The organism is Streptomyces achromogenes, assembly GCF_030816715.1.
Taxonomy (GTDB): Bacteria; Actinomycetota; Actinomycetes; order Streptomycetales; family Streptomycetaceae; genus Streptomyces; species Streptomyces achromogenes_A.
In genome coordinates this window covers 546,460-560,771 of the sequence record NZ_JAUSYH010000001.1, presented here as the reverse complement: position 1 = coordinate 560,771, position 14,312 = coordinate 546,460, and the positions used below count along the sequence as shown (strand labels likewise).

General features: G+C 71.1%; 12 protein-coding genes and 2 pseudogenes. 9 read left to right on the top strand and 5 right to left on the bottom strand.

Annotation, left to right across the window (positions count from 1 at the left end; genetic code table 11):
• Positions 1–30: 30 nt before the first annotated feature.
• Together QF032_RS02495 and QF032_RS02490 are read right to left on the bottom strand one after the other, a co-directional pair.
• Positions 31–1,209, bottom strand: a complete 1,179-nt coding sequence (locus QF032_RS02495; protein ID WP_307054686.1) for a YihY/virulence factor BrkB family protein — start codon at positions 1,207–1,209, stop codon at positions 31–33.
• Between the two features lie 56 nt (positions 1,210–1,265).
• A complete protein-coding gene (locus QF032_RS02490; RefSeq protein WP_307054684.1) occupies positions 1,266–1,790 on the bottom strand; it encodes an MSMEG_6728 family protein in 525 nt (174 codons plus the stop codon).
• Between the two features lie 166 nt (positions 1,791–1,956).
• Here QF032_RS02490 and ppk2 point away from each other — a divergent pair.
• A pseudogene (ppk2, locus tag QF032_RS02485) lies at positions 1,957–2,920 on the top strand (polyphosphate kinase 2).
• Positions 2,921–3,004: 84 nt separating this feature from the next.
• Here the strand turns inward: ppk2 and QF032_RS02480 are convergent.
• On the bottom strand, positions 3,005–3,472 hold the full coding sequence (locus tag QF032_RS02480) for an excalibur calcium-binding protein (RefSeq protein WP_307039580.1): 468 nt from the start codon (positions 3,470–3,472) through the stop codon (positions 3,005–3,007).
• 429 nt (positions 3,473–3,901) lie between these two features.
• Here QF032_RS02480 and QF032_RS02475 point away from each other — a divergent pair, with 429 nt between their 5' ends.
• The 5 genes from QF032_RS02475 to QF032_RS02455 all read left to right on the top strand — a co-directional run bounded on the left by QF032_RS02475 (position 3,902) and on the right by QF032_RS02455 (position 7,456).
• Complete coding sequence (locus tag QF032_RS02475) at positions 3,902–4,351, top strand: phage holin family protein (RefSeq protein WP_373430278.1); 450 nt, start codon at positions 3,902–3,904, stop codon at positions 4,349–4,351.
• A complete protein-coding gene (locus tag QF032_RS02470; RefSeq protein ID WP_307039578.1) occupies positions 4,348–4,794 on the top strand; it encodes a DUF3618 domain-containing protein in 447 nt (148 codons plus the stop codon). The genes QF032_RS02475 and QF032_RS02470 overlap by 4 nt, the downstream gene beginning before the upstream one ends.
• A gap of 259 nt (positions 4,795–5,053) precedes the next feature.
• A complete protein-coding gene (locus tag QF032_RS02465) occupies positions 5,054–6,139 on the top strand; it encodes an S-(hydroxymethyl)mycothiol dehydrogenase (RefSeq protein WP_307039576.1) in 1,086 nt (361 codons plus the stop codon).
• The gene (locus QF032_RS02460; RefSeq protein ID WP_306955279.1) at positions 6,139–6,771 is read left to right on the top strand and encodes an MBL fold metallo-hydrolase; all 633 of its coding nucleotides are present in this window, start codon (positions 6,139–6,141) and stop codon (positions 6,769–6,771) included. Before QF032_RS02465 ends, QF032_RS02460 begins: the two co-directional genes overlap by 1 nt.
• Positions 6,772–7,093: 322 nt before the next feature.
• On the top strand, positions 7,094–7,456 hold the full coding sequence (locus QF032_RS02455) for a bifunctional 3-phenylpropionate/cinnamic acid dioxygenase ferredoxin subunit (protein WP_306955282.1): 363 nt from the start codon (positions 7,094–7,096) through the stop codon (positions 7,454–7,456).
• Between the two features lie 149 nt (positions 7,457–7,605).
• Here QF032_RS02455 and QF032_RS02450 read toward each other — a convergent pair whose 3' ends face one another.
• Together QF032_RS02450 and purU are read right to left on the bottom strand one after the other, a co-directional pair.
• A complete protein-coding gene (locus tag QF032_RS02450) occupies positions 7,606–8,352 on the bottom strand; it encodes an IclR family transcriptional regulator (RefSeq protein ID WP_307049867.1) in 747 nt (248 codons plus the stop codon).
• A 280-nt stretch (positions 8,353–8,632) separates the two neighbouring features.
• A complete protein-coding gene (gene purU / locus QF032_RS02445; RefSeq protein ID WP_306955284.1) occupies positions 8,633–9,505 on the bottom strand; it encodes a formyltetrahydrofolate deformylase in 873 nt (290 codons plus the stop codon).
• A 218-nt stretch (positions 9,506–9,723) separates the two neighbouring features.
• On the opposite strand from purU, the pseudogene QF032_RS02440 reads away from it, so the two are divergent.
• From QF032_RS02440 to QF032_RS02430, 3 genes and pseudogenes are all read left to right on the top strand, one after another.
• A pseudogene (locus QF032_RS02440) lies at positions 9,724–11,195 on the top strand (aldehyde dehydrogenase family protein).
• A gap of 20 nt (positions 11,196–11,215) precedes the next feature.
• Positions 11,216–12,304, top strand: coding sequence for a quaternary amine ABC transporter ATP-binding protein (locus tag QF032_RS02435; protein ID WP_307054682.1), 1,089 nt, complete (start codon positions 11,216–11,218; stop codon positions 12,302–12,304).
• Positions 12,304–14,307 carry an ABC transporter permease gene (locus tag QF032_RS02430; protein WP_307054679.1) on the top strand — a complete coding sequence of 668 codons (2,004 nt, stop codon included), beginning with the start codon at positions 12,304–12,306 and terminating at the stop codon, positions 14,305–14,307. The genes QF032_RS02435 and QF032_RS02430 overlap by 1 nt, the downstream gene beginning before the upstream one ends.
• The last annotated feature ends 5 nt before the right edge of the window (positions 14,308–14,312 follow it).

Below are 14,312 nucleotides of genomic sequence, written 5' to 3'. Positions count from 1 at the left end.
GGCCGGGAGGCGGGCCGCGCCGCCGGGCGGTCAGGACCCGAGGCGGCGATGGTCTTCCTCGTCCCACTTACGGGTGTCGCGCGGCTGGACGTACGGCTCCTCGTCGGCCGGGTGCCCTCCGGCGACGGCGCGCTGGCGCACCAGTTCGGCGTCGAACTCCAGTCCGAGCAGAATCGCCAGGTTGGTGATCCACAGCCACACCAGGAAGACGATCACGCCTGCGAGCGTGCCGTACGTCTTGTTGTACGACGCGAAGTTCGCCACGTAGAGCGCGAACCCGGCGGAGGCGATCATCCAGATCACCAGCGCGAGGAAGCTCCCCGGCGTGATCCAGCGGAAGCCGCGGACCTTGGCGTTCGGGGTCGCCCAGTACAGCAGCGCGATCATGATGGTGACCAGAACCACCAGTACCGGCCACTTGGCGATCGACCACGCGGTCAGTCCGGCGTCGCCGACGCCGAGCGCGGTGCCCGCCTGCCGGGCGAGACCGCCGGTGAACACCACGATCAACGCGCTGATCACGGCCATCACCATGAGGACCACGGTGACGCCGACCCGGACGGGCAGCACCTTCCAGACCGGCCGGCCCTCGGGGACGTCGTAGACCGCGTTCGCGCTGCGGATGAACGCGGCGACGTAGCCGGACGCCGACCACACCGCGAGCACCAGACCCACGATCGCCATGACCGAGCCCAGCCCGCTGCCGCCCTGCATCTGCTGCACGGCGTTGCGCAGGATGTCCTGTGCCGGCCCTGGGGCTAGCTTCTGGATGTTGTCCAGCACCTGCTGCGTCGCGGACTGGCCGATGATGCCCAGCAGTGACACGAGTGCGAGCAGCGCCGGGAACAGCGCCAGGATGCTGTAGTAGGTCAGCGCCGCCGCCCGGTCGGTCAACTCGTCCTTCTTGAACTCCTTGAGGGTGCCTCTGAGCACCGCTTTCCAGGAGTGCTTGGGCAGGTCCGTCGGACTGTCCGGGGCCCGCTCCTCGACCTGTTCGTCCGGCCCCGCGGTATGGGCCCGCTCCTCGACCTGTTCGTCCGGCCCCGCGGTATGGGCCCGCTCCTCGACCTGTTCGTCCGGCCCCGCGGTATGGGCCCGCTCCTCGACCTGTTCGTCCGGCCCCGCGGTGGGGGCCCTGCCGTTCTCTGCCTCCGGGGCGGCCGTGCCGTGCCCGTTGTGCCGTCCGTGCCGCTTCAGTGTCCGTACCATGCCGCTCGGGTATCCGCCCACAGGCGGCCTATGCGCATATTTGTCATATATCGGACTTACGTGTCGGCCGGGCCGGTGACGCGGGTCCGGGCTGCCTGCGTCCGCCCCTGCTTCGGACGTTCGCCACCCCGGTCCGACGCGGGCCAGACGTACGGCAGATCGTCGGGCACGTCCGGGAACCGTGCCGTGTAGAACGTCGGATCCTTGCGCACGAGCGCCGACCGGTGACTGCGGTGGAAGGCGGCGTCGCCCAGCCACGGAGGCAGCTCTCGGGCCTCGGCGAGCTCCTCCTGGGTGCGCACACCGGGCCGTCGGCCGGGGAGGTCGGCCATCAGTGAGGCGGCGCAGGTGTCCGCGCGACCGGTCGCCGTCCAGACGCCGCAGATCTCCAGGCCGTAGCGCACCAGGGCCTCCTCGTAGCCGGTCCACATGCGCACCGCCGGATGGTGGCGCCACCCGTAGCCCGCGACGGTCAGGCCGCGCAGCACCTGGAGTGCCTCGACGCGCTGTTTGCCCAGCCGCCGCGGATCCAGGGCGGCGGCCGACGCGGTGAAGTCCGGATACGGCAGGAAGGTCTGCATGGTCCGCTCCGCGTACCCCCGGCTGCCGCGACCTGCACATCGGGCGGCCAGGGGACCGGTCACGGCCTGCGTGTTTCGGGCGGACGCCGGCACGGAACCCACATGTCGCCGGGACACCGGGGAAACCGACGGTGACCACGACGCACATCAGGGAGGCGCGGACCGCATGGATCGTGACGAGGCCGAGGCCCGGCTGCTCGACGGGCTGACAGTGGACGACCGTCGGCCGGAACAGCCGGTGCTTCTCGACGACACGGGCCGGCCCATCACGACATGGCGCGAGAACTACCCCTACCACCGGAAGATCAGGCGCAGGGAGTACGAGCGCGCCAAGCGCGTCCTGCAGATCGAGATGCTGAAACTGCAGCGCTGGATCAAGGACACCGGCGGTCGCCTGGTCGTGATCTGCGAGGGGAGGGACGCGGCCGGCAAGGGCGGCACCATCCAGCGCTTCACCGAACGTCTCAATCCCCGGGGGCGCCCGCATCGTGGCGCTGCCCCAGCCCACGGAGCGCGAGAAGGGGCAGTGGTACTTCCAGCGGTACGTCGACCACCTCCCCGGACCGGGGGAGATCGTCTTCTTCGACCGCTCCTGGTACAACCGGGCCGGGGTCGAACGGGTCATGGGGTTCTGCACGCCACGCGAACACGAACTGTTCCTCAAGCAGTGCCCGCTCTTCGAGGACATGCTGGTCGAGGACGGCATCATCCTGGTGAAGTTCTGGTTCTCGGTGTCCCGGGCCGAGCAGCGGACGCGGTTCGCGATCCGCCAGGTCGACCCGGTGCGCCAGTGGAAGCTGTCGCCCACCGACCTCGACTCACTCGACCGCTGGGACGAGTACACCACGGCCAAGGTCGAGATGTTCCGCGCCACCGACACCGGCCACGCGCCCTGGACGGTCGTCAAGAGCAACGACAAACGACGGGGCCGGCTCGAGGCCATGCGCAGTCTCCTCCACCGCGTCGACTACGCGGCCAAGGACGCCGGTGCGGTCGGCCGTCCGGATCCGCTCATCGTCGGCGCCGCGGCGACCCTCCTCGAGCCGGGCGAGGAGGACACCGCCCTGTCGCCGACTCCGCTCACCCCACAGACCGAGGGCCCCGGACGGCATCCCGGCGGCACGGCCTGACCCGCACCGGCAGAGCCTGGTCGCGTCGCCCACGCTGACCCGGGAGCGCCCGGGACGTGTCCCGGGACGTGTCCCGGGTCGTGCCTAGAAGCGGCGCCTGCGACGTCGCAGGTAGCCGGCCGCGGCCAGCAGGCCCGCCGTGGCGAGGGTGGCGCCGATGCCGACGTCCCAGCCGGACGGCCCGGCGGTGACGGCGCCGCCGACGCCTCCCCGGACGCCCAGGGTGGGCAGCGGGGCTGCGCTGCTCGAGGCGCGCGCGGAGCTGCTCACGACCGGTGCGGGGCTGGCCGACCGCGGCGCGGGGCTGCTCGTCGCCGGCGCCAGCGTGGGCAGCGACCGGTGGGGAAGGACCTCGCAGGCGATGCCGTCGTCCGGTCCCCGGTCCTCGTCGAGCCGGTTGGGGTCGCTGGGGTCCTGGTCGAAGACGGCCTGGGCGTCTTCCTGGTAGGTGAAGTCGCCGCAGTCCAGGTCCTGGGCGTGGGCGACGCCGCTCAGCAGAGCGACGGTCAGGACCGCGGCGGCTATGCCTGCGACGGTGGCGCGGCGTGGCATGGGCGTCTCCTCCCGGCCGAGGTGGCCTTCGCCTCGACGCTAGGCAACGACCGGCGCCACCGCGCGGGGCGAGGGGCCGAACGGGGTGCACCGGGTCGTCGACGACTGCGCCGGCTCCCGGACGTCACCGTGGAGACCTCGACGGGCAGTCGGCCCCCTGCCGCCGTATCGCCCCCGGAGGCCGGGCGGCCTGCGCCGGGGACGGGCCGCAGCTGAACCGCGTCACCGACGTGCGCACCTGCGGGGCCGCCGCCCCCGACACGGTCACCCGGCCCGGCCCGGCCCAGCTCCGGCCCCGGCCCAGCCCCAGCCCGGTCCGGCGGGGCGCGGTCCGCTCGCCTGTTCCGTTCGTCCGGTGCGCGGACGGTCCGTATGCCTTTCTCGCCGACCGGCGGGTACTCGGCCGGCACCGCATGATGAAAAGGGGTGATGACGATGGCTGAGACGGGCCGGTACGGCGTGACCGGCGACCGCGGCGCCCGGAGCGCCGAGGACGGCGGTGAATCGGTCGGCGCACTGGTGCACCGCGCCTCGCAACAGCTGAGCGAGCTGGTGCGCGGCGAGATGCGGCTCGCGCAGGCCGAGATGGTCGAGAAGGGAAAGCGGTACGGCAAGGGCGGTGGACTGTTCGGCGGGGCCGGGCTCTTCGGCGTCCTCACCCTGCAGGCGCTGATCGCCGCCGCGATCGCCGGACTCGCGGTGCCGCTCCCGGTGTGGGCCGCCGCCCTGATCGTCACGGGCGTGCTGGCGGTGATCACCGCCGTGCTGGCGCTCACCGGCAGGAAGCAGGTCGGCCGGGCCGCCCCGCCGATGCCCGAGCGCACCGTGGAAAGCGTGAAAGCCGATGTGTCGGAGATCAAGGAGAGTGCCCGACGATGACCCAGTCCTCCCAGAACGAACCCACGAACCCCGATGAGCTGCGCCACCGGGTCGAGCGGACGCGCCACGAGCTCGGCGCGACGCTCGAGTCGCTGGCCGCGAAGACGGATGTGAAGGCCCGCGCCCAGGAGAAGGCCGCCGAGCTGAAGGGACATGCCGTCGAGCTGAAGGAGCAGGCGGGCGCGAGGGCGACGCACCTGTCCGAACAGGCCAGGGGCAAGGCGGCCGAGGCGGCCCACGCCCTGGAGGAGAAGGTCCCCGCTCCGGTGAAGGACAGGGCCGCCGCGGCCGCGGGGCAGGTCAGGACCAGGGCAGGGCAGGCCGAACAGCTGTGGCAGGACAAGGCGCCCGAGCCGGTCCGCGACCACCGCAAAGCGGTCATCGGCCTCGCCGCGGCCGCCGCCGCCCTCGCCTTCGTGCTCCTGCGACACGGGCGGAAATAGCCCCGACGACGCCCCGGGCGCCGCCACGCTCACCGAGCGGGCGGCGCCCTTTCATGTCCTCGGACCCCCTCGTTCATGTCCTCGGACCCCCTCGGCCCTTTCCGGGTTCGCGCCGACTCCTTGACCGGCGGTCCGCCCTCCACGATGCTTGTTGCGACTCATGAGGTGTGTGCCGTAATAAGCAACGCCAGTCCCTGTTTTCGCAGGCGCTCGTGGGTTCCGTAGTTGTCGTAGTTCTCGTATCAGCCGAGGAGTGGCCATGACGCACCAGGTCCGTGCCGTCGTCGCGCGGGGCAAGGGCGCCCCCGTCAGCCTGGAAACGATCGTGGTGCCGGACCCGGGTCCGGGTGAGGCGCTGGTGAAGGTCGAGGCCTGCGGGGTCTGCCACACCGATCTGCACTACCGCGAGGGCGGCATCAACGACGACTTCCCCTTCCTGCTCGGCCACGAGGCGGCCGGCGTGGTGGAGTCCGTGGGGGAGGGTGTCACCGACGTCGCCCCCGGCGACTTCGTCATCCTCAACTGGCGTGCCGTGTGCGGGCAGTGCCGGGCCTGTCTGCGCGGCCGGCCCTGGTACTGCTTCGCCACCCACAACGCGAAGCAGAAGATGACGCTCCTGGACGGCACCGAGCTCTCGCCCGCCCTCGGCATCGGCGCGTTCGCGGAGAAGACGCTGGTGGCGGCGGGGCAGTGCACCAAGGTCGACCGGGCCGCCTCCGCCGCCGCGGCCGGACTGCTCGGCTGCGGTGTGATGGCGGGCATCGGCGCGGCCATCAACACCGGCCAGGTCGGGCGCGGCGACAGCGTGGCGGTCATCGGCTGCGGCGGGGTGGGAGCGGCGGCGGTCGTCGGGTCGAACCTGGCGGGCGCGTCGAGGATCGTCGCGGTGGACATCGACGACGCCAAGCTGGAGACCGCGCGGAAGCTGGGCGCGACCCACACCGTGAACGCCAGTGAGACCGACCCGGTCGAGGCCATCCGCGAGCTGACCGGCGGCTTCGGCGCGGACGTGGTGATCGAGGCCGTCGGCCGTCCGGAGACGTACGTGCAGGCGTTCCACGCCCGCGACCTGGCCGGCACGGTCGTCCTCGTCGGCGTGCCGACGCCCGAGATGAAGCTGGAACTGCCGCTGCTGGACGTCTTCGGCCGCGGCGGCGCCCTCAAGTCCTCCTGGTACGGCGACTGCCTGCCCAGCCGGGACTTCCCCATGCTCATCGACCTCTATCTCCAGGGCCGTCTGGACCTGGACGCCTTCGTCACCGAGACCATCGCCCTGGACGAGGTCGAGAAGGCCTTCGAGCGGATGCACCGCGGCGACGTGCTGCGCTCGGTGGTGACCTTCTGATGGCCGGCGTCACCGTCGAACGGCTCGTCACCTCGGGAACGTTCGCGCTGGACGGCGGGGTCTGGGACGTGGACAACAACGTGTGGATCGTCGGCGACGCCGAGGAGGCGGTGGTCATCGACGCCGCGCACGACGCCGAGGCCATCGCCGACGCCCTCGGCGGGCGCACCCTGCGGGCCATCGTCTGCACCCATGCCCACAACGACCACATCGACGCCGCGCCCGCGCTCGCGGACCGCACCGGCGCCCCGATCCTGCTGCACGGCGCCGACCTGCCGCTGTGGAAGCAGACCCACCCCGACCGGGCGCCCGACGGCGAGCTGGCCGACGGCCAGGTCCTCACCGTGGGCGGCGTCGAGCTGACCGTGCTGCACACCCCGGGCCACGCCCCGGGCGCGGTCTGCCTCCACGCACCCGCTCTGCGGGCCCTCTTCAGCGGGGACACGCTCTTCGCCGGCGGCCCGGGGGCGACCGGGAGGTCGTACAGCGACTTCCCGACCATCGTGGACTCCATCCGGGACCGGCTGCTGACCCTGCCGGGCGACACGACCGTGCACACCGGTCACGGGGACACGACCACCGTCGCGGCGGAGGCCCCGCATTTGCAGGAGTGGATCGACCGGGGGTTCTGACCTCCGCCGACGCGGAACGCGCGCCCGCTCCGGCCCGGTGGCAGGGCAGAGGCGGGCGCGGGCTCATGTGTCCCCGACGGTGCGAGGCCGTCGTCATGGGCCCCGCACCGTCCGGGGCCGGGACGCCCGGCCCGGAGCAGTCCCCGGAGCCGGCGCGCACCTTCGCGTTGTTGCCTATAGAGCTTGACGTTTCCTGATACGCAACGATGGTCTGTCGCCCGTCCCGCCTCTCGGATGCCTTGACAAGCATTCCGGGCGACCTCAGACTGTTGTTGCGCTTATCGCAATCCGTTTCGCTATATGCACCAGCGAACGAGGTGTCATGATGATTCCCGCGTGCCGTCTCGCCGATCTCCCGCGAGGCGAGGCCTACCGGCTCGACATCGACCCGCCGGTCTCGGTGTTCCACACCGACGACGGCGGGCTCTTCGCCATCGACGACACCTGCACCCACCAGGACGCCTCGCTCGCCGACGGCTGGCTGGAGGGCTGCGAGGTGGAATGCCCCCTGCACGCCTCGAAGTTCGACCTGCGGACCGGCGCGGTGGACTCCCCGCCGGCCAAGCTCCCCGTGCGGACGCACGAGGTCGTCGTCGAGGACGGCATGATCCACGTCCGGCTGTCCCTGGAGGCCCCCAACCTGCCGCCCTGCATCGCGGCGCGGCTCGCCCCGGGCGCCGCGTGAGAACGGCGGCCGTGGTGGGCGCCTTCGCCCGCCGGACTGCCGGCGGCGCGCTCACTGCGCAGCAAGGGCTACGGCGGGCGGCTCGTCGCTCTGGTCCGACCACTGCCGAGTGAGGATCCAGTTCGCCGGTCCCGCGGCCGCCGGACCGCTCAGCCCAGGTAGCCCATGCGGCGGCTGATCTCCTCCGCGCCCTTCAGCAGCACCGGGGACAGCTCGTGCAGACGCTCGTCGGTGAGCCGGTAGGAGGGCCCGGAGGCGCTGAGAGCGGCGATGACCTCGCCGTCCCGGTCGCGGATCGGCGCGGCCATGGCGTGCAGGCCGATCTCCAGCTCCTCTCGCGCCCAGGCGTAACCGCGCTCACGGGCCTCGGCGAGGTTCTTCTCGAGCTTCGTCCGCGCCGTGATGGTGTGCGGGGTGACCTTCTTCAGGCCGGCCTCGGCGAGCAGTGCGGTGCGCTCCTCGGCCGGCAGGTGGGCCAGCAGGATCTTGCCGCTCGATGTGGCGTGCAGCGGGGTCAGCTGGCCGACCCAGTTCTGTGCCGTGACGGCGCCGGGGCCGTGCACCTGGTAGAGGTTGACCGCGTAGTGCTCCTGGAGTACGGCGATGTTGACCGTCTCGCCGATCTCCTCCGCCAGTTCCTCGCAGACCGGGCGGCCCTGCTGGGTGATGTCGATGCGCCCGGTGACCGCGCCGGCCAGGCGCACGATCCCGAAGCCGAGCCGGTACTTGCCGCGGTCGCCGGCCTGTTCCACCAGTCCGCGCGCTTCCAGGGCGCCGAGCAGGCGGAACGCGGTGGACTTGTGAACATCGATCTCGGCCGCGACCTCGCTGACGCCCGCCTCGCCGCGCTGAGCAAGGATCTCCAGGACGCTGATGGCGCGGTCGACCGACTGCACCCCACCGGCCTGGGGGGTGGATGATTCCGCGTCAGGGCTGTAGTTGCTCACAGCGAAACTATAGGCGCAGTAAACAACGCGATTGCAAGTGTCGGGACCGAGAAACAGGACGCCGGACGTCGCGTGGGGCGCAACGACATGCGTATAGCGGGACAGTAATGGTGTGTCCGTATCCACGGCGCGAGCGGGACGGGGCGCCACGGCAGCGCAGCCGGCCTGCCGACGGAGGGAGCCGGATCGTCCCCGCCACCCCCCCCGTGACGCGTGGTGCCCGTACCGCTCAGCGGAAGACGACCGTGCGGTTGCCCTCGACCATCACGCGGCTCTCGCTGTGCCACTTCACGGCGTGCGCGAGGACCTGGGCCTCCACGTCCCGTCCGACCGTGACGAGTTCGCCGGGGTCCAGCGAGTGGTCCACCCGGACGACGTCCTGCTCGATGATCTGGCCCTCGTCCAGGTCGGACGTCACGTAGTGGGCGGTCGCGCCGATGAGCTTCACCCCGCGGTCGTAGGCCTGCTCGTAGGGGCGGGCGCCCTTGAAGCTGGGCAGGAAGGAGTGGTGGATGTTGATGGCGCGGCCTTCGAGCTGCTTGCACAGGTCGTCGGAGAGGATCTGCATGTAGCGGGCCAGCACCACCAGGTCGACGTCCAGGTCGCGGACGAGCTCGAGCAGTCGTGCCTCGGCCTCGGCCTTGGTGTCCCGGGTCACCGGGACGTGGTGGAAGGGGATGTCGTACGTCTCCGCGAGCTTCTCGAACTCCCGGTGGTTGGACACGATCGCGGGGATCTCGATGTTGAGCGCGCCGGTGCGCCGACGGAACAGCAGGTCGTTCAGGCAGTGGCCGAACTTGGACACCATGATGAGTGTCCGGGTGGGCGTGGAGGCGTCGCGCAGCGTCCAGGAGATCCGGTAGGCCTCGGCGACCGGGCCGAAGCGGTGGCGCAGGCCCTCCAGGTCGACGTTCGGGTCGGAGACGTCGAAGTGGACCCGCATGAAGAAGCGGTCCTGGAGCCGGTCGTCGAACTGCTGGCTTTCCAGGATGTTGCCGGAGTTCCGGACGAGGAAGCCGCTCACGGCGTGGACCAGGCCCGCTCTGTCGGGACACGAGAGCGTCAGGACGTACTCACGGCCAGGTTGCGGTCGAGGGGACATGTGCGGCCTCCGTCGGTGCGTATTGCACAACATGGTGAGCGATACGCAACATGTTCGATGCGGAGACCCGTCCGGTCAAGGGTGGCCCCAGAACTGCTCGCCGAGCGCAATCGTCATCCGCCAACCCCTTGACGTGCGTCGGTACATTCGCAAAGGTGTTCCACCACGAGCAATTGGGTGCACAATGCGCAACGACGTTCTCTTGAAAGGCTCGGGGCGTGGCAGACCTGTATGTGGATGGTGAGTGGCGGGACGCGCTGGCGGGTGGGCGTCGGGACATCCGGTGTCCCGCTGACGGCACGCTCGCGGTGACGGTGTCGGAGGGTACGCGTCCCGATGCCGAGGCGGCGATCGCGGCGGCCCGTCGCGCCTTCGACGAGGGGTCCTGGCCGCACACGTCCGAGCGGGAGCGCGGTGCACTGCTGCTGCGCACCGCCGACATCGTCGAGCGGGATGCCAAGGTCTTCGCCCGGGCGGAGTCGCTGGATACCGGTAAGCGGGTGGTGGAGAGCGAGTACGACATCGCCGACGTCGTCTCCTGTTTCCGTTACTACGGCGGGATCGCGGGCACCGACGCGGGGCGGGTGATCGACACCGGCCGTGACGACGCCGTGAGCCGTGTCGTGTACGAGCCGGTCGGGGTGTGCGCGTTGATCACGCCGTGGAACTATCCGCTGTTGCAGGCGAGTTGGAAGGTCGCTCCGGCTCTCGCCGCGGGCAACACGGTCGTCCTGAAGCCCAGCGAGCTCACGCCCTCGACGTCGGTCCTGCTGATGAAGGCGCTGGAGGAGGCCGGGCTGCCGGCGGGGGCGGCGAACCTGGTGCTGGGCGCCGGCCCCGAGGTCGGCGCACCGCTCGGCGAGGACCCCCGTGTCGACATGGTCTCCTTCACCGGCGGCCTGGACACCGGCAGGCGCATCATGGCCTCGGCGGCGGCGACGGTGAAGAAGGTCGCGCTGGAGCTGGGCGGCAAGAACCCCAATGTCGTCTTCGCGGACGCCGACTTCGAGACGGCCGTGGACTTCGCCCTCACCGCGGTCTTCCTGCATTCGGGCCAGGTGTGCTCGGCGGGGGCCCGGCTGGTCGTCGAGGACCGCCTGCACGACCGTCTCGTCGACGAGATCGTCCGCCGGGCCCGGCTGATCCGTCTCGGCGGCCCCTTCGACCCGCGGGCCGAGACCGGGGCGCTGATCTCCGCGCGGCACCTGGAGAAGGTGGAGGCCTACGTCGCGGCGGGCCTGGTCCAGGGCGCGGTGCTGCGCGCTGCGGCGGGGAACGCCCGGGCGATCCGGCGCTGGCGGGTGGCCACTACTACCTGCCCACGGTGCTGGACGAGTGCCGGCAGGACATGCGCGTGGTGCGTGAGGAGTCCTTCGGGCCGGTGCTGACCGTGGAGCGTTTCACCGACGAGGACGACGCCGTGCGCATCGCCAACGACACCGAGTACGGGCTCGCCGGGGCGGTGTGGACGCAGGACGCCGGCAGGGCCCAGCGGGTCGCGCGGCGGCTGCGGCACGGCACGGTGTGGATCAACGACTACCACCCCTACGTGCCGCAAGCGGAATGGGGCGGTTTCGGGCATTCGGGTGTGGGCCGGGAGCTGGGACCGACCGGCCTGAACGAATACCGAGAGCCCAAGCACATCTGGCAGAACATCCAACCCCGGCCGCAGCGCTGGTTCAGCGGCTGAACGCCGAAAAGAGGTCGATCGTGACCCCCACACAGACCGAGGCGCCGCAGCGGCGCGGCACGCTCCCGGACTCGGACGGCACAGCGGTCATCTCCGTGCGCAATCTGTGGAAGGTGTTCGGGCCCAAGGCCGACTCGATACCGGGCTCGGCGGAGATGTGCGGGCTCACCCGCCGCGAACTCATGGACCGCACCGGCTGCACCGCCGCCGTGCGTGACATCGACTTCGACGTCTCGCCCGGCGAGGTCTTCGTCGTGATGGGGCTGTCGGGCTCCGGCAAGTCGACCCTGGTGCGATGTCTGACCCGGCTGATCGAGCCCACCGCGGGCGAGATCGTCTTCGAGGGCGAGGACATCCGGCAGGCCGACGACAGGCGGCTGCGTGATCTGCGCCGCCGCAAGTTCTCCATGGTCTTCCAGCACTTCGGGCTGCTGCCCCACCGCCGGGTCGTCGACAACGTGTCCTTCGGTCTGGAGATCCGCGGCATGGGCCGGTCCGAGCGCACCAGGCGGGCCCAGGAGGTCGTCGAACTCGTGGGCCTCGCCGGCTACGAGAACTCCTACCCCGACCAGCTGTCGGGCGGTATGCAGCAGCGTGTCGGCCTGGCCCGGGCGCTGGCGGGCGATCCGGACGTGCTCTTCTTCGACGAGCCGTTCTCGGCGCTCGACCCGCTGATCCGCCGCGACATGCAGAACGAGGTCATCCGTCTGCACCACGAGGTCGGCAAGACCATGGTGTTCATCACCCACGACCTGTCCGAGGCGCTCAAGCTGGGCGACCGCATCCTCATCATGCGCGACGGCAAGATGGTGCAGTGCGGCACCGGCGACGAGCTGGTGGGCGCCCCCGCCGACGACTACGTGCGCGAGTTCGTCAAGGACGTGCCCCGCGGTGACGTGCTCACCCTGCGCTGGATCATGCGCCCGCCGGCCGACGGAGACCCCCTGGACGGCCCCGAACTGGGCCCCGACGTCGTGGTGCGGGAGGCCACCCGGGCGGTGCTCGCGGCCGACAGGCCCGTCAAGGTCGTCGAGAACGGCACACTCCTCGGCATCGTCGGCGACGAGGAGATCCTCGCCGTGGTCGCCGGACAGGAAGGCGGCGCCTGATGACCGTCGCCCTGGAGAAACCGGAGAAGTCCGGGACGGCGGCGCCGGTCGCCCCCGTCAGGAGCCCGCGCACCGTCGGCCGGCGGCCCCTGCTGATCGCCGCGATCCTGGTCCTGTGGCTGGCGCTCTTCGCCCTGCTGCGCGGGAAGCAGACGCTGTCGCTGGCGGCGGCCGATCTCACCGACCTGCACCGGTGGTTCAACGACGTCAACGACTCGATCGGCGCGAACCGCGACACCAACCCGCTGTTCCTGTACTTCTTCAACGAGATCCGCCTGGTCATCGACACCCTGGTGACCTTCGTCCGGGAGCTGATCTCCCAGCCCTCGGACGCCCGGCCCCTCCCGCAGATCGGCTGGCTCGGCGTGGTCGGCATCGCCGGCTACGTCTCGTGGGCCTTCGGCAACTGGCGGGTCGCCCTGCTGGCGGTGGCCGGCTTCACCTTCTTCGGGCTGCAGGGCCTGTGGCAGGAGAGCATGGACACCCTGGCGCTGACCCTGTCCTCGGTCCTTGTGGCGCTGCTGTTCGCGATCCCGCTCGGGGTGTGGGCGGGGCTGTCCGACCGGTTCCACCGGATCATGACGCCCTTCCTGGACTTCATGCAGACCATGCCGACCTTCGTCTACCTCGCCCCCCTGACCCTGTTCTTCCTCATCGGCGGAGCCTCCGCCACCATCGCCACGGTGATCTACGCGGCCCCGCCGGCCATCCGCATCACCGCGCACGCCATCCGGTCCGTCCCCGAGACCACCGTCGAGGCGGCCGAGTCGCTGGGGGCGACGCGTCGGCAGGCGCTGGTGAAGGTCCTGCTGCCGATGTCCAAGCGGACCGTGGTGATGGGCGTCAACCAGTCCATCATGGCCGCCCTGGCCATGGTCACCATCGCCGCCCTGATCGACGCGCCGGGCCTCGGCAAGACCGTCGTCCAGGCGCTCCAGTCGCTCGACGTCGGCACCGCCTTCAACGCGGGCCTGTCCATCGTCGTCATGGCGATCGTGCTCGACCGGGTCACCACCGCCGCCAGTGTGCGCGCGGAATCCGCCCGGCGCTCCCAGAGCCGCCTCGCGGCCTGGCGCCGGCCGTTGCTGGGCGCAGGCGCGGCCGTCACCGCGGTTCTGGTGTACCTGTCGCACACCTTCGTGTGGGCGGCCGAGTTCCCCGGCGAGGGCGGTCCCGGCAGCTCTGTCGCGAGCGCCGCCGACTCCGCGACGACCTGGGTGCAGGACCATCTCTCGGGGGTCACCAACGCCTTCCGGGACGTGCTGACCAACGGTCTGCTCAACCCCTTCCAGTCTTTGCTCACCGACTCCCCGTGGTGGCTGGTGGGCGTGGTGCTGATCGCGCTCGGCGCGGTGCTCGGCGGCCTGCGGGCCGGCATCACCACGGCCGTCTGCGTCGGCCTGCTGGTCGGCACCGGCATGTGGTCGGACGCCATGACGACGCTGGCCTCGACCGTCTTCGCGACGGTGCTGGTGATGCTGCTCGGCGTCGTCTTCGGCGTGTGGATGGGCCGCAGCACCCTCGTGGACCGGGTGCTGCGGCCCACCCTGGACGCGGCGCAGGTCATGCCGCCGTTCGTCTACCTGGTGCCGTTCCTCGCGCTCTTCGGCGCGACCCGCTTCACGGCCATCGTCGCCGCCGTCGTCTACGCGGCCCCCGTCGCCATCAAGATCATCGCCGACGGGGTGCGGAACGTGCCCGCGGCCACCGTGGAGGCGGCCACCTCCGCCGGGTGCGACACCTGGCAGATCATCACCAAGGTCCAGCTGCCGATGGCACGCAGCGCCCTGACCCTCGCGACCAACCAGGGCCTGATCTACGTGCTGTCGATGGTTGTGGTGGGCGGCCTGGTAGGCGCGGGCGCCCTCGGCTACGACGTCGTGGCCGGTTTCTCGCAGGGACAGCTGTACGGGAAGGGGCTCGCCGCGGGGCTGGCCATCGTCCTTCTCGGAGTCATGTTCGACCGGATCACTCAGGCAGCGGCGCGGCGAAGCAGCGCGTAAGGAGC